This is a genomic window from Caulobacter sp. HJHS_5 (assembly GCF_056683955.1).
The window spans coordinates 148,612-170,113 of sequence record NZ_JBWZNC010000001.1 but is presented as its reverse complement, the minus strand read 5'-3'; the positions used below and the strand labels follow the sequence as shown (position 1 = coordinate 170,113).

The window sequence follows — 21,502 nt, the reverse complement described above, 5'->3', positions numbered from 1 at the left end:
ACGCGCCCGCCAAGAGGATCGCCCACGACGAGGGTCCGGGTGGTCTGTCATCGGTCATTGCGGCCGGTCCTGCGGCCTTGGGGCATTCACCCTAAAACGGCCAGTCGGGGTCCTGCCCGCTACGACGCCCGGGCTCACGCTGAAGCCCCTCGGTCTTTGATCAGGCCATCGAGCACGACGCGCGGATCGAGCCGGCCGCCAGTGCGCCCCTGAAACTCGACGTGGACGTGGTTGGTGATGCCGCCCGGATAGCGCTGCGCCAGGTCCTGGGCGGAGCCGATGACCTCGCCGGCGACCACCGTCCGACCGGCCGGGACCGAAGGCCCGACGTAAAGCAGCCGCGCGGTGTAGTGGGTGACGGGATTGACGATCTCGATGAACGTCAAATCGCGCTCGCCCACATAGGCGGCCCCGATCCTGGAGATCTTGCCGCCGATCGGCGCGCGAACCGGCTCGCCCGGCGTGGCGATCAGATCCAATCCATGGTGGGCCCGGCGACCGCCGTCCCGCGACGCGCCGAAAGCTCCGGACCCGTAGGCGTCGACGCCGCGAACCGCATGATCGACCGGTTGGGCCAGGTCCACGCGCCCATCGCCATCCAGATCGACGCCGCCGACCGGCAATGCGGAGACAACCGGCGGCACGGCGGCGATGCGGGTCGCCGCCGCCAGGGTCGGGCGCGGTGAGGTGCCCAGGGCAAAGCCAGCTGCGAGGCCGATGGCGAGCAGTCCGGCCAGGCGTACCTTGCCGGCAGGATGCGCGGCTCCCGCCACCAGCACCGCCACGACGTCGATGCGAATTTGGGCCAGCCAGTCCTTGAGCGCCGTCACTTGCTCTTGTCCTTAAACGCCAGGAGTCGCAGCGCGTTGACGACGACCAGCAGGGTCGAGCCCTCGTGGAAGATGACCGCAGCCCCGATCTTCAGACCGAACAGGGTGGCGGGGATCAAGAACGCCACGACCCCGAGGCTGACCCAAAGGTTCTGTTTGATGATCCTGCTCGTGCTGCGGCTGAGGCCGACGGCGAAAGGCAGGTGGGTGAGGTCGTCAGCCATCAAAGCGACGTCGGCGGTTTCCAGCGCGACGTCCGAACCTGCGGCCCCCATGGCGATGCCCACGGTCGCGTTGGCCATGGCGGGGGCGTCGTTGACCCCGTCGCCGACCATGGCGACCTTGCCCTCCTTGGCGCGCAGCTCTTTGATGACCGCGACCTTGTCCTCGGGCATCAGTCCACCCTTGGCCTCGTCGAGACCAAGCTCCTTGGCGATGGCGTCGGCGACCGATTGATTGTCGCCCGACAGCATCAGGATGCGGCGGATGCCCAGGGCCCGTAGACGCTGAATGACCTCCTTTGCGCCGGGGCGCGCGGTGTCCATCAGACCCAGTACGCCGAGGTAACGATCGCCGTGCCGGACGACCATGACGGTCCGGCCGTCCGTCTCCAACTTGCGCGCAGCGTTGCGCACGCTTTCAGGCATCGCCGTCCCGTCGCCGGACTCGAACAGCCCCGGCTTGCCGATGTGGGTCGAGACACCGTCGACGTCGGCCTGGACACCCTTGCCAGTCAGGCTCTTGACGTCCTTGGCCGTGCGCTTGGGGTGGTCGCCCAGCCGCTCGCCGCCGTCCCGCACGACCGCGCCGGCCAACGGGTGGTCGCTGAGCGTCTCGACCGCAATGGCGATTGCCAGGAGCTCATTTTCGTCGACCCCCTCTGCGGGGACTACGTCCGTGAGACGCGGCTTGCCCTCGGTCAGCGTGCCGGTCTTGTCGAAGGCGAGCGACGTAAGGGTGCCGAGGTTCTCGAGCGGGCCTCCGCCCTTGACCAGGACACCGCCGCGGCCGGCCCGCGCGACGCCGCTGAGGACAGCGCTGGGCACGGAAATCGCCAACGCGCAGGGGCTGGCGGCCACAAGCACCGCCATGGCGCGGTAGAAGCTGACGGTGAAGGGCTCGTCGATGACTAGGAAGGCGAGCATCAGCATGCCGACGAAGGCCAGGATGCAGGGCACGAAAATACGCTCGAACTTGTCGGTAAACCGCTGGGTCGGCGAACGCTGGGCCTCGGCCTCAGCCACCATCTTCACGACGCGCGCCAAGGTCGATTCCGACGACAGCTTGGCGACCTTCACATCCAGCGCGCCGGACCCATTGATCGTACCGGCGAAGACGCGGTGCTCGGGGCTCGCCTTGGCGAAGTCGGCGTCGGCCGCGGCCGGCCGCTTGTCGACCGGCACGCTCTCGCCGGTGACCGGCGCCTGATTCACGCTGCTTTCCCCAGCGACGACGACGCCATCTGCAGCGATCCGTTCGTTGGGCTTGATCACCACCACATCGCCAACCACCAGTTCGGCAACCGCAACATCTTCGGTCCCCTCCCCGCGCCGGACTGTGGCCCGGTCGGGAGCCAGCTCGGCCAACGCCTCGATGGCGCGCCGCGCGCGGCCCATGGCGTAATGCTCCAGGGCATGGCCGATGCTGAACAGGAACAGGAGCAGTGCGCCTTCGGCCCATTGCCCCAGAGCGGCCGCGCCGATCGCGGCGACCAGCATCAAGGTGTCGATCTCGAAGCGCCGCTTGCGCAGGTTCTCGAAGGCTTCCTTGAGGGTGAAGAAGCCGCCGAACCCGTATGCGGCGATATAGAAGAAGGTCGACGTCATCGGGGTCCACTTGCCGATCAGCCACCCGGCCAGCAGCGCGACGCCCGACAGGACGGCAAAGATCAGTTCCGTGCGTTCGCCGAAGATGCCGCCATGCGCATGGTCGTGGTCGCCGGGCCCATGATCGTGGCCCTCGTGGCCCTTGGCCGCCTCAGGCGTCTTTTGCGCCTTAGCCACAGGAGCCGCATCGTTTGCCGCGGCCTCCTCGCCTGCAGCGCTGTGTCCGCCGGGACCGTGTTCAGCGTGATCGTGATAACTGGGCCGTCGCCGATGTGGCGCTTCGGAGGTGTCCGTCGAAGCGCTGGGGGTCGGCGCCATGCTCGCCCCAGCGGCCTTGACTGCGTCCCGCAGCTTGCCTTCGTCTGTTTTCTCTTTGTCGAACTCGACGAACCCGCGCCCGTTGGGCCCAATCTCGGCCTGGATAACGCCGACTTGGCTCCGCAACTCATCGGCGATGCGGCGCGCCGATCGGGCATGCGGGCTCCCCCCAAGCTGGAAGCGAAGGTGGCCAAAGCGTTCCTGCATCACCGCGCCGGAGTGCTGGGCGAAGGCGCGAAGCTGATCGATCGAGGTTTGGGCCGGATCGAAGTGAAGGCAAAGTTCGCCCTGCCCGGCCGTACCACCCTCGACGACGTGGACCTCCGAGACGCCTGCGCGGCTGCGCAAAACTGCGGTCAGGGCCTCCACGCAGCGGTCGCATTCATCCTTGGCTTCCGGCAGCAGAAGCGGGATTTCGAGGCGAAGTTTCTCAGCGCTCATGGCCGACCCCCGTCGAGCGGTCGCCGTCGTCGGCGTGATTGGCGCCGTAGCGGAGCACTTCGACCTTTTCGAAGGTCACCAGGCCAATGTCGGCCAGATCCTTGAGGGTTTCGACGAAGGCCCGCAGCTTGGAGTCCTCATCGACCACCTCAATGACGACCGGCAGATTGTCGTTGAGCGCAAAGGTGCGGTGCTGGTGCAGGCGCGCGCCCGCGCCAAACCCCTTCAGACCGCGCAGCACCGTGGCCCCTGCGAGCCGGGCTTCTTGAGCGCGGCGCACGACCTCGTCGATCAGAGACCGGTCGCCTACGAGAGCCTGTTCGTCCGTGTAGATCCGAAGCAGAACGGCTTGTCCGGGAATGGGCATGGGAAGCTCCTTAAAGTTGGGGACGGGCGACCGGGCGCGCGCCTCGCCGCCAATGCGGCAGGTCGCGCGCGCCGTCCGTCGAAGACGGGAAGGCGCAGGTTTGGGGATCGCCGTGTGACCGATGGGTTCCATGGCTCGGGCGAACGGTCAGGCTCATGACCGCACCGCCGGCGGTGACGGGGCCGCGTCGTGGACGTTCAGGCGGAAGTCATGGCGATGGTCGGCCTCGACGATGCTCAGTGTCGACCCATCGAGTGGAGGTCCCGCACCAGATGTCGAGCGCCACCCGGCGCCGCCGGCGACGAAAGGCAGCGGCCGACCCCTGGGAGCCGTGAGCGTCACGCTCTGCGTCGGCGGCGCGGCCATCGCCTCGCCGCCCTTGGTGACGAAGCTGAGCTCGAGGATCCCGCCGGCAGCGCGATCAAGCGCGAACTGGAGCCATTGGCCGGCCGCGTCCGCCCGCCACAGATCAGTCGCCACCGGCTCGACGATGAGAACGCGGATGGGCGGAGGGGCGGACAAGGCCGGGCCGGCGACCCACAGCGGGCCCCCGAGGAGCAGCCCCGCCAGGATTGACCGCCGTCGTGGGCCGACGGGAAAAGCCGGGATGTCGGTCATCGTGCGGCGCCTCCGGCCGGAGGCGGCGCCTTGCCCAGGTCGGGGTGCGCCGTCTTGGCGACCGCGATGGCGACGACCGTCGCGAACAGCTCACGGACCTGTCGCCAGTTGACGGCGAACATGACGCCAGCCAGCGCCAAGTAACCCCAGGCGATGGCGGTCAGGATGGCGATATCCCTGGCCTCGTCCTGCCTCAACACCAGGGCCACGGTGAACTGAGCGATAAAGAGGACGAGCAGGGCCAGCGCCCCAGGTACGGAAAGCCGAAGGCGAAGCAGGAGCGCCAAGCCAAACAGCGACTGGGCCGCCGTAAGGAAGAACTCCTCGTGCTGGCGCGCATCGAGGGGCATGGCCACCAGGTGGCCGGCGCCCAGGCTCATCGCCAGCGGCAACATGCCGACCAGCAAGGTCCACTGATTGATCTTGTCGCTGATCATGGCGATGAGGCCGGCAGCCGCTCGACCGGCCAGCACGAACAGGACGGCGATGACCACGGCGGGCGCTTCGCTGGCGATGGGCGCTAACCACTGGATCAGCAGGAACTGATCAATGCCCAGGACGCGGCCGCCCTGGATCATGGATTCCGCAAAGGGCTCGGCCACCGCCAGGATGACCGCAGCGGCGATGACGGTCATTGCCGCCATCGCGGCCCAACGCTGGGCCGCCGGCCACTTGGAGATGATGGCGCCCGGACCGGGCTCTTCGTCCTCGTCCTCGTCTTGCGCCTTAGGAACCTTGGCGACACGCCACAGATAAAGTCCGAACACGGAGATCAGGACGACCGTGTCGATCAGGCTGATGGTGTTCTTCCAGACAATGACAAAGGCGTAGGCGCTGGACACCGCCAGGGCGACGACCTCGACGGCGTTGGCAGGGGCCAGCTCGATCCCCTGGCGGCGGGATTTCCACCAGTGCAGGAGCACCATGGCCGGCCACGCCAGGCCGATGAGCAAACGGTTAGCTCCCGTCATGTTGGCGGCGGCGAAGGCGACGTAGCCCTGTTCCGGCGACCGCCCGGCCTGGAAGGCGTAGTAGACGTCGACGGCGTACTCCGGCAGCACGGTGACAATGGCCACCGCGGCCAGGATCAGGCCCTGGGACAGATATTTCTCGGCTGCCTCCGCGCCCCACGACAGCATGAACCCCGCCGCGAGGATGGCGACGCCGAACACGGCCATGTCGAGAATGGGATCGGGACGCCAACCTTCGATCCGCAGGAGAATGGCCGGGATCATGACGACAATGGCCGCCCCCAGGGGCGCCCAAAGCTGTCGGATTTGCGGGGTTAGACGGGTCAAGGGGTGGCCTCGTGAAAAAAGGAAGCGCCGGCGCGGCGGGGGCGGCCGCGCCGGCGCACCCGGTCAGGTCGCTTGTGGGTGCAACGGGGCCGGGCCTACATCCTCCGACGCGGCCCGCTTCTTGGAGCCGATGCTGAGGATGAGCTGCGAGACGGCCGGGAGCACCAGGAGGGTCACGAGGGTGGCGGTGACCAGGCCCCCGATCACCACCATGGCCAGCGGCTTTTGGACTTCCGCGCCCGTGCCGTGAGCCAAGGCCATGGGGATGAACCCGATGGCGGGCACCAGCCCGGTCATAAGCACCGGCCGGAACCGCTCGATGGATCCCTCGACAATGGCGCGCGCGACCGGCACGCCCGCCTCCAGCCTTTCCTTGATGCTCGACATCACGACCAGACCGTTGAGAACGGCGACGCCGGCCAAAACGATGAAACCGACAGCGGCCGAGATCGAGAAGGTGATGCCGGTGAGCGCCAGGGCGAAGACGCCCCCCGCCAGCCCCAGGGGGATGGCCGCGAACACCGACACGGCCGGGCCCAGGCCTCCGAGCGCCATGAACAGGATCAAGAAGATCAGGAGGAAGCAGATCGGAACGACAATCGCCAAGCGGTTGGTGGCCGCCTTGAGGTTCTCGTACTGGCCGCCCCACTCCAGGTAGGAGCCGGCCGGCAACTGCACCGCATCGACCTTGGCGCGGGCCTCGGTCACGAACGAGCCGATGTCGCGATCACGGACGTTGACCTGGATGACGACGCGACGCTTGCCATTCTCCCGGCTGACCTGGTTCAGGCCGTCCGTGAAGCGAAGCTCCACCAGCTGACGCAAGGGCACCGACTGTTGCGATCGGCCATCGACCGAAGGCAGCATGACCGGGGTCGCGCCCAGTGCGTCGAGGTCGTTGCGCTGGGCCATGGGCACGCGCACGACGATGTCGAACCGCCGGTCTCCCTCGAAGACGCTGCCGGCTTCGCGGCCGCCCAACGCGGTGGCCAAGGTATCGGCCACCTCTTCGACAGTCAGACCGAAGCGAGCGATCGAGGCCCGGTCGAAGCGGACGTCCAGGGTCGGCGCGCCAGCGGTCTGTTCGACCCGGACGCCTTCCGCCCCCTGGATGCCCTGCAGGACGGTCCCGATCTTCGCGCCGGCGGCGCTCATCTTCTCAAGGTCATCGCCATAGAGCTTGATGGCGACATCGCCACGCACCCCGGCGATGAGCTCGTTGAAGCGCATTTGGATCGGTTGGGTGATCTCGTAGCTGTTGCCCAGCAGTGGCTCGACCTTCTTCAAGATCCGTTCGGCCACCTGCTCCTTGGTCTTCACGCCCGCCGGCCAATCCTTGCTGGCCTTGAGGATGACGAAACCGTCGGACTGGTTCACCGGCATCGGGTCGGTCGCCACTTCAGCCGTGCCGGTCTTGGCGAACATCATCTCCACCTCCGGCAAGGACGTGACGGCCTTTTCGACCTGCTGCTGCATGTCCTTCGACTGCTCGAGCGCGGTCGACGGCAGCTTCAAGGCGCCTAGGGCGATGTTCTTCTCGTCGAGGGTCGGGATGAACTCCTGGCCCAGGGTGGTGAACACAACGCCGCCCAGGACGAAGACGCCGAGCGCGGCGCCGATGAAGGGCCAGGGCTTGGCGACGGCGCGGTCAAGCACCGGCGCGTAGCGGTCCTTCATCCACTGGATGATGCGCACTTCCTTCTCGGCGACCTTGCCGCGCATGAGCAGCGCGACCATGGCCGGGACAAAGGTCAGGGACAGGATGAAGGCGGCGCCCAGGGCGAGCATGATCGTGATCGCCATCGGCGAGAACGTCTTGCCCTCGACCCCCGTGAAGGTGAGCAGCGGGGCGAAGACCAGGAAGATGATCGCCTGGCCATAGACCGTCGGACGGATCATCTCTTTGGACGCGCGCAGCACGGTTTCGAGGCGCTCGTTCAAGGTGAGCAGACGGTCCTCGTGATGCTGCCGCTGCGCCAATCTGAGCAGGCAGTTTTCGATGATGATGACCGTGCCGTCGACGATCAGGCCGAAGTCGAGCGCGCCCAGGCTCATCAGATTGCCGGGCACCTTCAGCCCGTTCATGCCGATGGCCATCATCAGGAACGACAGCGGGATGATCAGCACCGCGATGAAGGCGGCCCGGACGTTGCCGAGCAGCAAGAAGAGGGTTGCGGCCACCAGGATGGCGCCCTCGGTGAGGTTGCGCTCCACCGTGCCAATGGTCGCGTTGACGAGCACGGAGCGGTCCAGAGCCGTGTTGACGACGACGCCGGGCGGCAGCGACTTCTTCACATCGGTGAGTTTGTCGCCCACAGCCTTTGCGACTGTGCGGCTGTTTTCGCCGATCAGCATCAGAGCCGTGCCGACCACGGTTTCTTGGCCGTTCTTGGTGGCTGCGCCGGTCCGCAGATCGCCGCCGACCCGCACCATCGCGACATCCTTCACGGTGACCGGTACGGACGACCGCGTGGCGATCACCGCATTGGCGATCTCGTCGAGCGTTCGGACCCGAGCGTCAGCGCGGACCAGATAGGCCTCGCCGGCGCGCTGAATGAAGTTGGCGCCGACCGACAGGTTGGTCGCTTCCAGCGACTTGGCTAGGTCGGTGTATGAGACGCCGTAGGCCGCCAGTTTCGAAGGATCCGGTTCGACGACATACTGCTTGGCGTAGCCGCCGATCGAGTCGATGCCGGCGACGCCGTTCACAGACCGCAGTTGCGGTCGAATGATCCAGTCCTGCACGGTCCGCAGGTATCCCGATTGGGCCACGGTATCGGACAGGCGCTCGCCCTCGGGGGTGAGGTAAGACCCATCGCTCTGCCAGCCCGGGGTGCCGTCCTTGACAGGGGCGCCCCTGCCGCCGGGATAGGCGAACTCGACGGTGTACATGAACACCTCGCCTAGTCCGGTCGTCACCGGCCCGACCTGAGGCTGAACCCCGGCCGGAAGCGTGTCACGCGCCTGGGTCAGGCGTTCGGCCACCTGCTGGCGGGCGAAATAAAGGTCGGTCTTTTCGGTGAACACCGCTGAGACCTGGCTGAAGCCGTTCCGGGAGATCGACCGGGTGGTCTCCAGCCCCGGGATGCCCGCCAGCGCCGTTTCGATGGGGAAAGTGACCCGCTTCTCGATCTCGATCGGCGAGAGCGACGGATCGATCGTGTTGATCTGGACCTGTTTGTTGGTGATGTCGGGGACGGCGTCGATGGGCAGCTTTCCGAGCTGCCAGATCCCGAGGGCGGCGATAAGGAGCGTTATGAAGACGACGTACCAACGCCCCTTCACAGCCATGGACAGAATGCGGCCGATCATTGCGGCGTGTCTCCGGTTCTGAGCGAGGGCATCATTCTTCTTCGGCGCTCTTGCCGAGCTCCGACTTCAGCAGGAAGGCGTTCTTGGTGGCGATGACCTCGCCGCCGCGCAGGCCCTGGACAATCTGGAGACGGCCCGCGCTACGCTGGCCCACCGTGACGGGCTGGACCCGAAAACCGGTCGGCGTGCGGACGAAGACGACGTCGCGTCCCTCCACCACCTGAACGGACTCCTCCGACACCACGAACCCCGTCGTCGCCGACTGGCGCGAGGTAATGCGCGCGCGCACCAGTTGACCCGGCTGCACCTGGCCGGCGCCGCCGGTCAGGGCGAGGACCACGGTCGCCGACCGCGTTTCTTCGCTGACGCCTGGGGTGACAGCCCGCACGACCGCCGCCTGGGTCCCGCCGCCATTGGTCTCGATGACGGCCCGGTCGCCAGGCTGGATCCGCCGCGCATCCGCCGCGGTGACCTGCGCCTCGACCTGGATCCGCGCGGGATCGGCGATACGGAAGAGCTCGGTCTCGGGTTGCACAAAGGCGCCGAGGGTCACCGGCATGGCGGTGATCCGACCCGATATCGGGCTGACGACGGCGACGTAGCGGCCGTCGCTCGAAACGGCGGCGGCGCGACCGGCCGACGTTGCGCGCCGGGCTTCCGCCTCTGCGGCTGTGAGCTCGGCTTGCGCCGTCTCATAGTCTTGCCGGGGACTGACCTTCTGCTCGTAGAGCCGCTTTTCGCGGGCGAGCACGCGACGGGCCAAGTCGGCTTTCGCCGTCGCCACGCTGCGGTCCGCCGCAATCTGCCCGGCGTCTCGGCTCTCCACGAGGGCCAGGGTCTCGCCGGCGCGCACGGGATCGCCAAGGCGCTTGGTGATGCGGGCGACCGACCCTGCCGCGCGCGCCGTCAGGACAGCTTGTCCCGTGGGCTCGGCCTCGACCGTCGCCTGGGCGACGATCTCAGCAGCCAAGCCGCTAGTCGCAACGGGCTGCGTCTGGACGCCGGAGGCCGTGAGCCGCTCCGCACCCATGGTGAGGGTGTCTGCGGCGTGTTCAGGCGTGGCGGCCTCCGGCGCGGCGGTTTCGGTTGGCGCCTTGGGACTGGTCAGCTTGGCGGCGCCGAAGCCGACGCCGAGCGCAACAATCAGGGCAGCGCCACCCAGAAGCCACTGGCGATTGGCGGTTGGAAATGTGGTGCGGGACATTAGCGATCTCCGATGGGGCGGCCTTGCAGGCGCGCCAGACCCGCTTCGGCGCGCAGACGCGCCAGTTGGGCCTCGATGGTTTGGGCGCGCGCTTCGGCTAGGGACCGGCGCGCGTTGATGAGTTCGAGAAGGGGCGACTTGCCGCCCTCGTAAGCGACCTGGGTCAGGCGGAAGGCCTCGACAGCGGCGCTTTCGCCTTCGGTGGCGGCCGTGACGCGAGTCGTCGCAGCATCGAGCTGGAAGAGGGCTGTGCTGAAGTCGGCCTGGGCGTCGAGACGTGCGGCGCTGAGCCGGGCCTCTGCCGCCTGCAACTCGCCCTGGGCCGCGCTGATGTTGCCGCGGTTCTGGTCGAAGACCGGGAACGGCACGGACAGTCCCGCAACCAGCGCCGTCGAGTTGTCGAAGCCGAGGCGACGAACCCCGGCAGAGACGGTAACGTCGGGAACCGCTCGCGTCCGCTCCACCCGTACACGGCGGGCGGCCGCCTCGCGCTCCGCTTCGGCGGCCAGCACCGCAGGGGTCGACAGGATGTCGACATTGCGAGCCGGGGTCAGGCCAGGCTTCGTCAGCAGGCTTTCGCTCAGGGAGGTGAACGGCGCCTGAGAGCCGGCGAGCGCAGTCAGCCGGGCAAAGGCTCCAGCCCGTTCCGCCCTGGCTGCGTCCAGCGCCGCGCGCGCAGATGTCACCGCCGCCTGAGCCTGCAGGCTGCGAAGTTCCGCTTCCTTGCCGGCCTCGACCAACGCCCGCGCAACACGAACAACATCGTTCGCCAGCTCTAGGGACTCCTGGGCCAGAGCGACTTGACGCTCGGCGGCTTCGGCCTGAGCGTAGGCCTCGGCCAGTGAGAAGGCGTAGTCGGCCGTAGACTGGGTCAGCCGCGCCCGCGCCGCGTCAAGGCCGGCGCGACCGGCCGCGATCCGGGCCCCACGCTTGCCGCCCAGTTCGAGAGGCTGCTCGATGGCGTAGGTTGTCTGCGCGTTGTCTTTTCCAAACGGCGTCTGCGCGTTGAAATTTTCGACATCGACGCCAAGCGTTGGATTGGGTCGCGCTGCGGCCTGCCGCGCTAGCCCTTCAGCTTGGCGAACGCCGGCAACGGCTTCGGAAAGACGCGGCGAGCTGGTCTGGGCCTGGCTCAATAGATCTCGGAACGGCGGCGCGGGATCGGCCCACGCGCCACAGCCAAGGCCGAGCGCGCCCAAGAGCGCGGCCGCGCTGGCGGCTGCGTATCGCAGCCGGCCACGCATGATGAGTGACATGAAAATGAGTTTCCCTGAGGTTCAGATGCAATCGTTCACGCCGCGAAGACGTGAAAAGACGCATCAGACCCTTGGGGGGCGCTCCAGGCGGGCGGGATGAGACGCCAGGGTCCGAGAATCGTTGAAGACGACCCAGGCCGTTCGGATGTCGAACGGCACGACAGCTTGCGCGAACTGGCCGGGCAGGCTGACGAAGTGGTTGGCGCAGTGACCGGTGCAATAACCCGCCACTTTACCTTTTACGGGCGCGTCCGGACTGGCCGGCGCCTTGACGACCCCGATGGCGCTCTCCGCGGCGGCCGTCGTGGCCGATACGCTTTGCGACGCCGAGGGCGGGTCGCCGTCGAACTGATCGTGTTCGCCCGGCCCGCAAATGACCGTTCCGGCGACAAACGCGCAGATCACCAGGGCGGAAAGCGCATGGCGGGCGTCGGAGAAGACGGACGCTAACCGGGCGACGCCCGACCCTAGCGAGTTGACGACACGGGAGCGCTGAAGGCCGCGAAGGACCGTCATGCGGATAGACTGGCCGTGAAGCACCGTCCCGATCATGCGAGGCCTATACCCGTGCCTTGGAGCGATGGGAATGCGTTATAAGTTCACGCCAAATCTTGGGCTTAATGGTCGCCGCAAGCTCGGCACGAGCCTGAGTGGTGATTTGCCAAGCCGAGCGTAAGAAGACTGCGGCCAACAAACCGCCGACCAAAAGATCGGGCCAGCGGGAATGGGTCAGGCTCACCGCAAGGCCGGTGATCGCCACCGCGACGCACTGGATCAGATCGTTGCGAGTGCAGAGCCACACCGAGCGAACATTCGCGTCGCCCTCGCGGTAACGCATCAGCAGCAAGGCGGCCAAGAGGTTGGCGGCGGCACCAAAAAGCCCCAGGCCCGAGATCGCGCCGCCGTCGGGTTGAACGCCCGCAAAGGCGCGCCAGACGGCGAGGCCGAGGATCGCAGCGGCCATGAGGCCAAGGCTACCACCCTTTAGGAGCGCTGAGGTCGCACGCACCTTGGCGCTCTGCCCGATCGCCCACAGGCTCAGACCATAGGTCGCGGCGTCAGCTAGAAAATCGAGGGTGTTGGCGGCCAGCGAAGCCGAGTTCGCCATCCAGCTGCCAACAGCCACGACCCCAAAGCCCACGAGGTTGATGCCGATGACCGCCGCTAGCACGCGGCGATAGGCTGGCGTCGCACCGTTAAAAACGATGGTCCCGCAACCACAACCTGCGGAGGTCTCCGATGATTCGGTCTTTGAGGAACACGACGTCATGCACCACTTGTGCATCCTCTAGCGGCTAGAGGATCAAGCGATTATTTTTAGCCGGCAACACGGAGGTTTCTATGTCGGCGCTCACCATCGGAAAGCTGGCAAAGGCTTCGGACGTCAAGGTTCCGACCATCCGCTTCTATGAACAAATTGGTCTACTTCCCGAGCCCGACCGCACGGACAGCTACCGCCGCATCTACCAGGACGCTACGGTTCGCCGACTGGCCTTTATCAAGCATGCCCGGCAGCTTGGTTTTCCAATCGAAGCCATCCGCACCCTCCTGGACCTTTCCGACCACCCGGACCAGACCTGCGACAGCGCAAACGCGCTGGCTGAAGAGCAACTTCGCACTGTTGAGCACAAGCTCGCGCAATTAGAGGCCTTGCGCACTGAGTTGAAGCGCATGGTCGACGCCGGCTGCGATGGCGCTGCTTCGAATTGCAGGGTGATTGAGACTCTGGCCGACCACAGCCTTTGCCAGAACGACCACGGCGCGGTCTCTTCGCTCCAGAGGGCGTGAAATGGCGGCGTGCCCCCATGTGATCGCTCGCGGGCCTGACTCGACCAAACTCGATGAGGCGCTGCACAGCGCAGCGGAACTATGCCAGTCACGCGGCGAGCGGTGGACGCAACCGCGTCACCGCACCTACGAGTTGCTGTTTGCCGCCGCCTCTCCGATGAAAGCCTATGACCTGATCGCTGCCTACGCCAAGTCAGGTCAGTCGATGGCGACGCCCGCGACGGTCTATCGTGCGTTAGATTTCCTGACCGCCCACGACTTGGTGCACAGGATCGAGAGCCTCAACGCCTTCCTCGCCTGCCGAGCCGGTCACACGAGCCACGCTGCCACCTTCCTGATCTGCGAATGCTGCGGTCGCGTGGAGGAAGTAGGCATGGCGATCGATACGGCGGCCACCGAAGCCGCCGACGCCCATGGCTTCAAAGTCGGACGCGCCGTTCTAGAGATGCACGGGGCCTGTGCGGCCTGCAGTTAGTCGACCACCACCCATCCCTTACGTCCCCGAACCACTCCGGTAACGTTGGGCGTTCCCAGGCTACGCTCGCGCCCAAGCGCGCTGCATGGGCTGTCGTCGGATGCTGCCGGTCCAAGGCGTTCAATCGAGTGTAAACGGCGATGTCGTCGCAGGCGCGGGTAGCCGTTCGGCAGGCCGAGAACGAAAGGAAACGCGAACATCAGTGCACTATTTTTGCACCGAAGCTCTCATAACTATTTGTTTTTATTGATAACTATGTCCAGTCCATCATGGGCGCAATGGCTAACTTATTGTTTTTATTATGTTTTTCTGCGCTTCGGATCATGGATGGGTTATGCTGCCTTTTCAGCTACTTAGCTGATCTCGTGTGCAGCCGAGGACAATATCGCAGAAACGGCGGCGTTCGGCAAAGCGAGTGTCACCTTGTTTTCATTGAACTTTTTCGGACCAGTCGATCCGTTGCCGGACTGGACGGATTCTCGTTGTTTTTCATGTGCTTCCGAGAGTCCCTGTGCAATGCCGGAGTCGCCTCAGGGTTTGAGAACTTGTGAACGTGGTCGCACGTGAGTGTGTGGCCATGCCGACGAAGGACTGACGTGCCGAGGAACTGCAGGGGCATGGGCGCCTTGAGTCCTGGCCTCCAGGAACCACGCCATGCGCATCGAAAAGTTCGTCCACTCCTGCCTGCGGCTGACCGTCGGCGAAAACGCCCTGCTCTTCGACCCGGGCAAGTTTGGGTTCATCGACGGCCGGGTCGATCCCAAGACACTGGCGGGCGCCAACGTCGTGGTGATCACCCACGCTCACCCGGATCACCTCGATCCGGCGGCCCTGAAGACCATCCTGGCCGGCGGCGGCAAGGTCGTCGGAAATGCTGAGGTTCGCGATGCGTTGGCCGGCGAAAGCATCGCGGTCGAGGTGTTCGAAGAAGGTGTACGCCGGTTCGGCGCCTTCGAGTTGCGCGCCATCCCTGTCCCTCACGAACCGATCCTGGCCAAGGAGACGCCGCGAGTGACCGCCTTCCTGATCAACGGCCGCCTGCTCAATTGCGGCGACTCCTTCGACGATGCACTGCTCGCCCATGCCGGCGTCGAGGCGCTCGCCCTGCCCGTCATGGCCCCATACCTGACGGAGCTGAAGGTGATGGCCTTCGCCAAGGCGATGCGGCCCAAATTTGCCCTGCCCCTCCACGACGGCCATGCCCGCGATTTCTTCGTGGAGCAGCGTTACGACACCTACGAGCCCTTCTTCCGTGAAGCCGGCATCGAGTTCGTGCGGCTGGCCAAACCGGGCGACGCCTTCGATCTGGCTGAGTGACAGGCCGCTAGCGCTGGGTCTGCACCACCATTCCGAGTTCATCCGGCTTGCCTTCGGCGATCACCAGATAGCGGCGCGGCGCGGGCGTGTCGGCGCTGACCACATTGCGCAATGGTCCCACCGCGTTGACCACGGCCGACCCAGACGGGCTGGTCATAAAGCCGGCCAGGGGCTGCAGCTTTCCCTCGCCCTTGGGATTGTCGGCGATCGCCAGCACATAAGCCGCCTTCGGCTTGAGGCCCACGGCCGCCGCCTGCAGGATCTGCACCTGGCCCTGGTCGAACAACGTCACCTGGGTGGGTGGTCCGCCCGCAGCGCCGGCGAGAGTGAGGCTGTCGGACTTAGCGGCCATCCCGAGTGGCTGCAGGTTGGCGGTGCCTGGACCAGTGGGAACAGCGTTGGGGACATAGGCCACGCCTTGGGGCGCCTGGCCGATGGGGATGGTGGCGATCACGGTGTTGGTCGCCGTATCGATGGCCGCCACCGCGTCACCGTTCTCCAGCCCAACATAGACGCGCGAGCCGTCACCGGACGGCCATAGGCCATGCGGCAGCGCGCCGACCTTGATCTCGGCCACCTGGGCGAAGCTGTCCGTCCGGAACACCTTCACCGCGTTCTGCGTGCCGACGGTGACGTAAGCGAACTGGCCGGCGCCGTTACGCACGATGTTGACGTGGTTGGTGATCGGACCAGTGTCGAGCGTCTTCAGAATCGCGAACGGCGGCTTGGCGTCGAACACCATCACCTTGCCGATGTCCTTTAGCGTCAACCAGACCTGCTTGCCGTCCGGCGTGGCGGCGATGTCCGGGCAAAACGGGCTCTCCTGTTTCACCCGGCCGACGATCGCCTTGGTCTTGGTGTCGATCACCACAGTTTCGGGGCTGAAGCTGGAGCAGACATAGGCGTAGCGGCCATGGGGGGCGAAGATGGTCATGCCCGGGCCGTTGGGCACCTTGATCCGTCCGGTCTCCCTGTAGGTCGCGCCGTCGAGCACCTGCAGATAGTCCTCACCACGCACCGCGACCCAGACTTCCTTGCCGTCGGGGGTAAAGAAGGCCTCGTGCGGCGAGCGGCCGACATAGGCGGTGTGCTTCACCGCGTTGGTCGCCGTGTCGATGAAGGTCACCGAGTTGGAGCCGATGGAGATTACCGCCAGGGTCTTGTGGTCCGGCGAGAAACCCATCCCATGGACCAGCAACTGGCCCTTGTAGAGCGGGCTCAAATTCATGGGCGTCTGGTCGCCCAGCTTGATGACGCCGAGCAGCTTGTTGGCGGCCGGCTCGATCACCGAGACGGTGTTTGAGAACTGGTCCGACGTATAGAAGCGGTCGCGGCTGCTCACCGCGATGTCGGCCGCGCTCGCGGGTCCAGGCGCTTGCCCGGCGAAAGCCGGCGCGGCGCTGGCGAGCAACAGGACGAGGGCGAGACTGCGGGTCATTGCGGGTGTCCTTGCGGATGGGTGGCGGGGGTCTCGTCCAGAATCTGCTGCATCACGGCGATCTCCTGGGCCTGTTCGACGATGATGCCCTGGGCCAGGCGACGCAGGCGGGGATCCTTGCCGTACTGCAACTGGACCTTGGCCATATCGATGGCGCCCTGGTGGTGCGGGATCATCATGGCGGCGAAATCGCGGTCAGGATCGCCGGACGCTGGCCGCATCATTGCGTGATGCATTCGCGTCATGGCCTCGGCCATCCGGGCATCGAACCCGTCGGCCGCCGCGATAGCGCTGGAAGCGCCCGCGATCGCCATTAGGGCCGCAAGGCCCATCCAGACACGAGGCGAGCGGCGACTGGGCAGCGCAGGAGGTTGCATGGGTGGTTCCTCAAAGACGCGATCGCACCTTCGACGCGCCAACTCATGCGGTCTAACGGGATCGTCGACTAAGAATGTTCGAAACGACCGAACGATCCTGGCGTTATGATCATGAAAACCAGGATCAGCTCGTGACCCTCGAACAGCTCCGCATCTTCCTCGCCGTCGCAGAGCGCCAGCATGTCACCCGGGCCGCCGAAGCCTTGAACCTGACCCAGTCGGCGGTCAGCAGCGCCATCACCACCCTCGAGGGCCGCCACGGCGTCGCGCTGTTCGACCGGGTCGGCCGCAGCATCGTGCTCAATCGCGCCGGCGAGGTGTTCCTGGCCGAGGCCCGCAAGGTCCTAGCCCAGGCGCAGGCCGCCGAGGCGGCCCTGGCTGACCTCAGTGGGCTGGAACGCGGACGCCTGTCTATCCACGCCAGCCAGACCATCGCCAGCTACTGGCTACCGCCGCGGCTAACGCTCTTTCACACTGCACATCCCGGCATCGAGATCGACGTGGCGATCGGCAACACCGCCCAGGTCGCCCGCGCGGTCGCTGAGGGCGACGCTGAGATGGGTTTGGTCGAGGGCGAGGTGGACGATGCGGTGCTGAGCCGTTCGGTGATCGATGAAGAGCAACTGAGCCTTGTCGTCGCCCCATCGCATCCCTGGGCCTCCACCCACACGAGCGCCGACCATGACCCGACCAAGACGGCTTGGGTGTTACGGGAACCCGGCTCCGGCACCCGTGCGGCGTTCGAGCACATGCTGGCCGCTCGCCACCTGTCTCTATCCGACCTGAAGATCGCCATGGTCCTGCCGGGCAATGAGGCTGTCCGCTCGGCCGTCGAAGCGGGCGCGGGCGCCGGAGTGATGTCTCAGACCGTCGCGCGGCTGGGCGTCGCACGCAAAGCCCTGGTTGAGATCGCGTTCGATCTGCCGCCTCGGCAGTTCTTCCTGCTGCGGCACAAGCAGCGTTATCGCAGCCGCGCGGGAGACGCCTTCCTGGAGATGGCGAAGCCGTAGAGCCCTTTCGTTCGATAATATCGAACGAACACACAAATATGTCTCGTTGGAGAAGAATGGTCTGACGGCCCAGGGTGTCGGTCAAGGAGCGCGCCGCCAATCGGCCTCCACTCCAACGGAGTGACCCTAATGACCACCTTGACCGCCTTGGTCCCCTCCCCCGTGTTCCGCGACACCACTCGGGCCAGCCGCCCACCGGCGCAAATGGTTGCAAGCGCTGACCGTGAGTTCGAAGACCTCCGCCGCGACGCGCCGGACCTTGGGGTCAATGGCGTCCATCCAACGGCCGTCAAAGCCCTGATCGGTGTCTATGGCGTGCTTCTGTTGACCTTCTGGGCCTTCTTCGGCGGGCCGGAGACGGCCCTTATCCTGGGCATCATCACCGTTCTGGGCGTCATGTTCTTCGGTCTGCTCGGAGGCGGCATTCTCCTCTCCGACAGCATTCCCAAAGGCGAGCGCGGCCGCGATTTTGGCGAGTTCCTGAACGGCGACGTCTCCATCGCCACGGGTTGGATCTCGGGGCGTGAGGCGTTCGCCCAGATCATCCTGCTGCCCGTGGCGCTGCTGGCTGGCGCCGTTGTCTTCGGCTCGATCTGGCGCCTCACCGCCGGCTGACGCAACGCCCGGCGGTCCTACGCCTTTCCCTACTGCTCCGCTTCGAAAGCTGACCCCATGACCGACATCGCCCATATCCGCGCCGTCGCCTTCGGCCTCAAGCCCCTGGCGACCCTGGCCAGTCCCCGTGAGGTGGTCCGCCAATTCACGCCGAACTGGTTCGCCGCCACCATGGGCACCGGCATCCTGGCGCTGGCGCTCGCCCAGTTTCCGGCCCGCATCGCCGGCCTGCACGCCGTTGCGGAGGGGCTGTGGTGGTTCAATATCGGGCTCTTCAGCCTGTTCACCCTGCTCTACGCCGCGCGCTGGATCTTCTATTTTGACGGCGCTCGCCAGATCTTCGGCCATTCGGTCGTGTCGATGTTCTTCGGCTGCATCCCGATGGGCCTGGCCACCATCATCAACGGCTTCCTGGCATTTGGGGTCCCCCACTGGGGCGAGAGCGCGGTGCAGATCGCTCAGGTCCTATGGTGGGCCGATGCGGCCATGGCGCTGGCCTGCGGCATCGCCATTCCCTTCGTGATGTTCACCCGGCAGACCCACACCATCGATCAGATGACGGCGGTCTGGCTGCTGCCCGTGGTCGCCGCCGAGGTGGCGGCCGTCAGTGGCGGCCTTCTGGCGCCGCACCTGGCCGATACACACCATCAGCTAACCGTGCTGATCACCAGCTACGCGCTCTGGGCCTGCTCTGTCCCCCTTGCGATGAGCATCCTGGTGATCCTGGTCTTGCGCATGGCGGTCCACAAGCTGCCGCATGCGAGCATGGCCGCGTCCAGCTGGCTGGCGCTTGGCCCCATCGGTACCGGCGCGCTTGGCCTGATGGTCGTGGGCGGCGCGGCGCCGGCGATCTTCGCCGCCAACGGACTGGGCGACTACGGCGCTGCAGCGCGAGGCATCGGCCTAATCGGCGGCGTGCTGCTCTGGGGCTACGGCTTCTGGTGGGCGGCGATGGCGGCCCTGATCACCGGGCGCTACCTGCGCGATGGCTTGCCCTTCAATCTCGGTTGGTGGGGCTACACCTTCCCCATTGGTGTCTACGCCGTCGCCACACTCAAGCTCTCCACCCTGTTGCCCCTGGGCGTATTCGCCGTTATCGGTGGCGGGCTGGTGATCCTGCTAGCGATCATGTGGCTGGTGGTCGGCGCCCGCACGGTGCGCGGCGCGTGGCGCGGCGACCTCTTCGTCGCCCCTTGCCTCAAGAGCGGCCAATGACCTCGCCTGTCGCCCCTCTCAACATGGAGGCCCTAATGGCCCAGACGCTCAGCGATTCAGTAACCCGTCGCCGCCGGTTCCTGGCCGGCGCTGGCCTACTGGCGGCCACGGCCTTCGCGCCCCGGAGCTGGGCCCAGACGGGCGCTGATCTGCGCTTACCCGGCGGTCCATCGACCCGGCCGCTCACTGACGCCTTCCCCGGCAAGCGCGGCATGATTCTGCAGCGTACCCGGCCTCCGCTGCTGGAGACGCCGATGAGCGTCTTCGACCAGGGCGTGTTCACCCCCAACGACCAGTTCTTCGTACGCTGGCACTGGGCGAACGTGCCGACCGAGGTCGACGCCACAACGTTCAAACTGAACGTTCATGGCCGGGTCGGGCGCCCCTTGTCGCTTTCCCTCGCCGACATCCTGGCCATGCCACGCGTGCAGATGGCCGCGGTCAACCAATGCTCAGGCAATTCCCGCGGCCTGTTCCAGCCCCGGGTTCCCGGCGCCCAGTGGGCGCACGGGGCCATGGGCAACGCCAAGTGGCTGGGCGTGAGCTTGCGGCATGTCCTCGACCTGGCCGGCGTCCAGGCAGGCGCGGTCGCGGTGCGCTTCAACGGCCTCGACCAGCCGGTCGTCGATGGCGCCCCGGACTTCTCGAAATCGCTCTCGATGGATCATGCCCGCGATGGCGAAGTGATGATCGCCTTCGCCATGAACGGCGAGCAGTTGCCGCTGCTGAACGGCTTCCCGATCCGGCTGATCGTCCCGGGGTGGTTCTCGACCTATTGGGTCAAGATGCTCAGCGACATCGAGGTGCTCGGCGCCCCGGACGACGGTTACTGGATGGCCAAGGCCTACAAGATTCCGGACACGCCGCTGGCCAATGTGGCGCCGGGCGCCAAGGACTTCCCGACCGTGCCGATCAACCGGATGGTCCCGCGGTCCTGGATCACCAGCCTGGCTGACGGCGCCAAGGTCGCCTACCAACCCCGACTCCCGGTCGGCGGCATCGCCATGGGCGGCGACGCTGGGGTCGCCAGGGTAGATCTTTCCAGCGACGGCGGCCGATCCTGGGCGCCCGCTCGCCTGGGCCCCGATGAGGGCAAGTACAGCTTCCGCCGCTTCGACGGGATGGTCGCCGTGGCCGGAAAGGGCCCCGTCGCTCTAATGGCCCGGTGCACGAATACAGCCGGCGTCAGCCAGACCATGACACCGAACTGGAACCCAGGCGGCTTCATGCGCGCCTGTGTCGAGACGACCCACGTGGTGCTGTCATGAGCGACCGGCAGAAGACGCCGTCCTACGGCCGTGCGCTGCTGCAACTTGGCGCCGTGGCGGGAGGCTTGGTCATCGCGATCTCTCTTGGCCGCCATGCCTTCGAGGAAAGTCTGAAGCCGCCGCCCGCACCGCCGGCTCCAGCCGCGGCGCCGCCATCCGCAGTGTCAGGAGGCGGCTTCACACTGACCTCAACAAGCATCGCCTTGCCCGACGACGATCCGCCCTACCCTGCCGGGCCGGGCGCTGACCTGATGAACGGCAACTGCACCGCATGTCATTCGGCCAGCATGGCCCTGACCCAGCCCGCGTTGTCGAAGGCCCAGTGGACCTCGACCGTCGAGAAGATGCGCGACACGTACAAGGCGACGATCGCCGAAAAGGATATTCCCGCCATCGTCGACTACCTGACCGGTGTCAGCACCAGCCTCGAAAGTCAGACGACGCCTCGCCGGGCGGTCACCTCTGACGCTCGCGGCGCCACAGGCTAGCCGCCGAGCGCCTGCCATGGCGGAGAGTATCGGGACCTCGG

The 21,502-nt window shown here is 66.3% G+C and carries 20 protein-coding genes; 8 read left to right on the top strand and 12 right to left on the bottom strand.

Translation table 11 applies throughout. The features are described 5' to 3' along the window. Positions 1-134: 134 nt before the first annotated feature. The 10 genes from ACFLIT_RS00870 to ACFLIT_RS00825 all read right to left on the bottom strand — a co-directional run bounded on the left by ACFLIT_RS00870 (position 135) and on the right by ACFLIT_RS00825 (position 12,740). Positions 135-830, bottom strand: coding sequence for a peptidoglycan DD-metalloendopeptidase family protein (locus ACFLIT_RS00870; RefSeq protein ID WP_479909289.1), 696 nt, complete (start codon positions 828-830; stop codon positions 135-137). Further along, positions 827-3,415, bottom strand: coding sequence for a heavy metal translocating P-type ATPase (locus ACFLIT_RS00865; RefSeq protein WP_479909288.1), 2,589 nt, complete (start codon positions 3,413-3,415; stop codon positions 827-829). Before ACFLIT_RS00865 ends, ACFLIT_RS00870 begins: the two co-directional genes overlap by 4 nt. Beyond that, complete coding sequence (locus ACFLIT_RS00860; protein WP_479909287.1) at positions 3,405-3,782, bottom strand: DUF190 domain-containing protein; 378 nt, start codon at positions 3,780-3,782, stop codon at positions 3,405-3,407. The genes ACFLIT_RS00865 and ACFLIT_RS00860 overlap by 11 nt, the downstream gene beginning before the upstream one ends. A 153-nt stretch (positions 3,783-3,935) precedes the next feature. After that, a complete protein-coding gene (locus ACFLIT_RS00855; protein WP_479909286.1) occupies positions 3,936-4,400 on the bottom strand; it encodes a hypothetical protein in 465 nt (154 codons plus the stop codon). After that, complete coding sequence (locus tag ACFLIT_RS00850; protein WP_479909285.1) at positions 4,397-5,698, bottom strand: sodium/calcium exchanger protein; 1,302 nt, start codon at positions 5,696-5,698, stop codon at positions 4,397-4,399. Before ACFLIT_RS00850 ends, ACFLIT_RS00855 begins: the two co-directional genes overlap by 4 nt. 63 nt (positions 5,699-5,761) lie before the next feature. Next, entirely contained in the window at positions 5,762-9,010 is a 3,249-nt protein-coding gene (locus ACFLIT_RS00845) for an efflux RND transporter permease subunit (protein WP_479909284.1), read from the bottom strand. Between the two features lie 31 nt (positions 9,011-9,041). Beyond that, positions 9,042-10,214 carry an efflux RND transporter periplasmic adaptor subunit gene (locus ACFLIT_RS00840; RefSeq protein ID WP_479909283.1) on the bottom strand — a complete coding sequence of 391 codons (1,173 nt, stop codon included), beginning with the start codon at positions 10,212-10,214 and terminating at the stop codon, positions 9,042-9,044. Beyond that, positions 10,214-11,470 (bottom strand): TolC family protein, encoded by a 1,257-nt coding sequence (locus ACFLIT_RS00835; protein ID WP_479909282.1) that lies wholly within the window; start codon positions 11,468-11,470, stop codon positions 10,214-10,216. The genes ACFLIT_RS00840 and ACFLIT_RS00835 overlap by 1 nt, the downstream gene beginning before the upstream one ends. 63 nt (positions 11,471-11,533) lie before the next feature. After that, entirely contained in the window at positions 11,534-12,022 is a 489-nt protein-coding gene (locus ACFLIT_RS00830; RefSeq protein WP_479909281.1) for a hypothetical protein, read from the bottom strand. A gap of 7 nt (positions 12,023-12,029) precedes the next feature. Next, positions 12,030-12,740, bottom strand: a complete 711-nt coding sequence (locus ACFLIT_RS00825) for a cation efflux transmembrane domain-containing protein (protein ID WP_479909280.1) — start codon at positions 12,738-12,740, stop codon at positions 12,030-12,032. Positions 12,741-12,811: 71 nt separating this feature from the next. On the opposite strand from ACFLIT_RS00825, the gene ACFLIT_RS00820 reads away from it, so the two are divergent. The 3 genes from ACFLIT_RS00820 (at position 12,812) to ACFLIT_RS00810 (ending at position 15,050) form a co-directional block, all read left to right on the top strand. Beyond that, a complete protein-coding gene (locus tag ACFLIT_RS00820) occupies positions 12,812-13,258 on the top strand; it encodes a MerR family transcriptional regulator (protein WP_479909279.1) in 447 nt (148 codons plus the stop codon). Between the two features lies 1 nt (position 13,259). Next, entirely contained in the window at positions 13,260-13,733 is a 474-nt protein-coding gene (locus ACFLIT_RS00815) for a Fur family transcriptional regulator (protein ID WP_479909278.1), read from the top strand. Between the two features lie 654 nt (positions 13,734-14,387). Next, positions 14,388-15,050 carry an MBL fold metallo-hydrolase gene (locus tag ACFLIT_RS00810; protein WP_479909277.1) on the top strand — a complete coding sequence of 221 codons (663 nt, stop codon included), beginning with the start codon at positions 14,388-14,390 and terminating at the stop codon, positions 15,048-15,050. A 7-nt stretch (positions 15,051-15,057) separates the two neighbouring features. Here ACFLIT_RS00810 and ACFLIT_RS00805 read toward each other — a convergent pair whose 3' ends face one another. Further along, complete coding sequence (locus tag ACFLIT_RS00805; protein WP_479909276.1) at positions 15,058-16,488, bottom strand: YncE family protein; 1,431 nt, start codon at positions 16,486-16,488, stop codon at positions 15,058-15,060. Continuing rightward, complete coding sequence (gene copM / locus ACFLIT_RS00800; protein ID WP_479909275.1) at positions 16,485-16,802, bottom strand: CopM family metallochaperone; 318 nt, start codon at positions 16,800-16,802, stop codon at positions 16,485-16,487. The genes ACFLIT_RS00805 and copM overlap by 4 nt, the downstream gene beginning before the upstream one ends. A 137-nt stretch (positions 16,803-16,939) precedes the next feature. Here copM and ACFLIT_RS00795 point away from each other — a divergent pair, with 137 nt between their 5' ends. The 5 genes from ACFLIT_RS00795 to ACFLIT_RS00775 all read left to right on the top strand — a co-directional run bounded on the left by ACFLIT_RS00795 (position 16,940) and on the right by ACFLIT_RS00775 (position 21,461). After that, positions 16,940-17,875 carry a LysR family transcriptional regulator gene (locus ACFLIT_RS00795; protein WP_479909274.1) on the top strand — a complete coding sequence of 312 codons (936 nt, stop codon included), beginning with the start codon at positions 16,940-16,942 and terminating at the stop codon, positions 17,873-17,875. A 129-nt stretch (positions 17,876-18,004) separates the two neighbouring features. After that, positions 18,005-18,490 carry a hypothetical protein gene (locus tag ACFLIT_RS00790; protein ID WP_479909273.1) on the top strand — a complete coding sequence of 162 codons (486 nt, stop codon included), beginning with the start codon at positions 18,005-18,007 and terminating at the stop codon, positions 18,488-18,490. A gap of 57 nt (positions 18,491-18,547) precedes the next feature. Continuing rightward, complete coding sequence (locus ACFLIT_RS00785) at positions 18,548-19,705, top strand: TDT family transporter (RefSeq protein WP_479909272.1); 1,158 nt, start codon at positions 18,548-18,550, stop codon at positions 19,703-19,705. Further along, complete coding sequence (locus tag ACFLIT_RS00780) at positions 19,702-20,973, top strand: molybdopterin-dependent oxidoreductase (protein ID WP_479909271.1); 1,272 nt, start codon at positions 19,702-19,704, stop codon at positions 20,971-20,973. Before ACFLIT_RS00785 ends, ACFLIT_RS00780 begins: the two co-directional genes overlap by 4 nt. Beyond that, positions 20,970-21,461: a c-type cytochrome gene (locus ACFLIT_RS00775; protein ID WP_479909270.1), complete on the top strand. Its 492-nt coding sequence runs from the start codon at positions 20,970-20,972 to the stop codon at positions 21,459-21,461. Before ACFLIT_RS00780 ends, ACFLIT_RS00775 begins: the two co-directional genes overlap by 4 nt. The last annotated feature ends 41 nt before the right edge of the window (positions 21,462-21,502 follow it).

Excerpts from the sequence above, each read along its gene's own strand:
- ACFLIT_RS00865 (WP_479909288.1), bottom strand. The coding sequence starts at position 3,415 with ATGAGCGCTGAGAAACTTCGCCTCGAAATCCCGCTTCTGCTGCCGGAA.
- ACFLIT_RS00860 (WP_479909287.1), bottom strand. The coding sequence starts at position 3,782 with ATGCCCATTCCCGGACAAGCCGTTCTGCTTCGGATCTACACGGACGAA.
- ACFLIT_RS00855 (WP_479909286.1), bottom strand. The coding sequence starts at position 4,400 with ATGACCGACATCCCGGCTTTTCCCGTCGGCCCACGACGGCGGTCAATC.
- ACFLIT_RS00845 (WP_479909284.1), bottom strand. The coding sequence starts at position 9,010 with ATGATCGGCCGCATTCTGTCCATGGCTGTGAAGGGGCGTTGGTACGTC.
- ACFLIT_RS00840 (WP_479909283.1), bottom strand. The coding sequence starts at position 10,214 with ATGTCCCGCACCACATTTCCAACCGCCAATCGCCAGTGGCTTCTGGGT.
- ACFLIT_RS00835 (WP_479909282.1), bottom strand. The coding sequence starts at position 11,470 with ATGTCACTCATCATGCGTGGCCGGCTGCGATACGCAGCCGCCAGCGCG.
- ACFLIT_RS00830 (WP_479909281.1), bottom strand. The coding sequence starts at position 12,022 with ATGATCGGGACGGTGCTTCACGGCCAGTCTATCCGCATGACGGTCCTT.
- ACFLIT_RS00825 (WP_479909280.1), bottom strand. The coding sequence starts at position 12,740 with ATGACGTCGTGTTCCTCAAAGACCGAATCATCGGAGACCTCCGCAGGT.
- ACFLIT_RS00820 (WP_479909279.1), top strand. The coding sequence starts at position 12,812 with ATGTCGGCGCTCACCATCGGAAAGCTGGCAAAGGCTTCGGACGTCAAG.
- ACFLIT_RS00815 (WP_479909278.1), top strand. The coding sequence starts at position 13,260 with ATGGCGGCGTGCCCCCATGTGATCGCTCGCGGGCCTGACTCGACCAAA.
- ACFLIT_RS00810 (WP_479909277.1), top strand. The coding sequence starts at position 14,388 with ATGCGCATCGAAAAGTTCGTCCACTCCTGCCTGCGGCTGACCGTCGGC.
- ACFLIT_RS00805 (WP_479909276.1), bottom strand. The coding sequence starts at position 16,488 with ATGACCCGCAGTCTCGCCCTCGTCCTGTTGCTCGCCAGCGCCGCGCCG.
- copM (WP_479909275.1), bottom strand. The coding sequence starts at position 16,802 with ATGGCGATCGCGGGCGCTTCCAGCGCTATCGCGGCGGCCGACGGGTTC.
- ACFLIT_RS00795 (WP_479909274.1), top strand. The coding sequence starts at position 16,940 with ATGTTCGAAACGACCGAACGATCCTGGCGTTATGATCATGAAAACCAG.
- ACFLIT_RS00790 (WP_479909273.1), top strand. The coding sequence starts at position 18,005 with ATGACCACCTTGACCGCCTTGGTCCCCTCCCCCGTGTTCCGCGACACC.
- ACFLIT_RS00785 (WP_479909272.1), top strand. The coding sequence starts at position 18,548 with ATGACCGACATCGCCCATATCCGCGCCGTCGCCTTCGGCCTCAAGCCC.
- ACFLIT_RS00780 (WP_479909271.1), top strand. The coding sequence starts at position 19,702 with ATGACCTCGCCTGTCGCCCCTCTCAACATGGAGGCCCTAATGGCCCAG.
- ACFLIT_RS00775 (WP_479909270.1), top strand. The coding sequence starts at position 20,970 with ATGAGCGACCGGCAGAAGACGCCGTCCTACGGCCGTGCGCTGCTGCAA.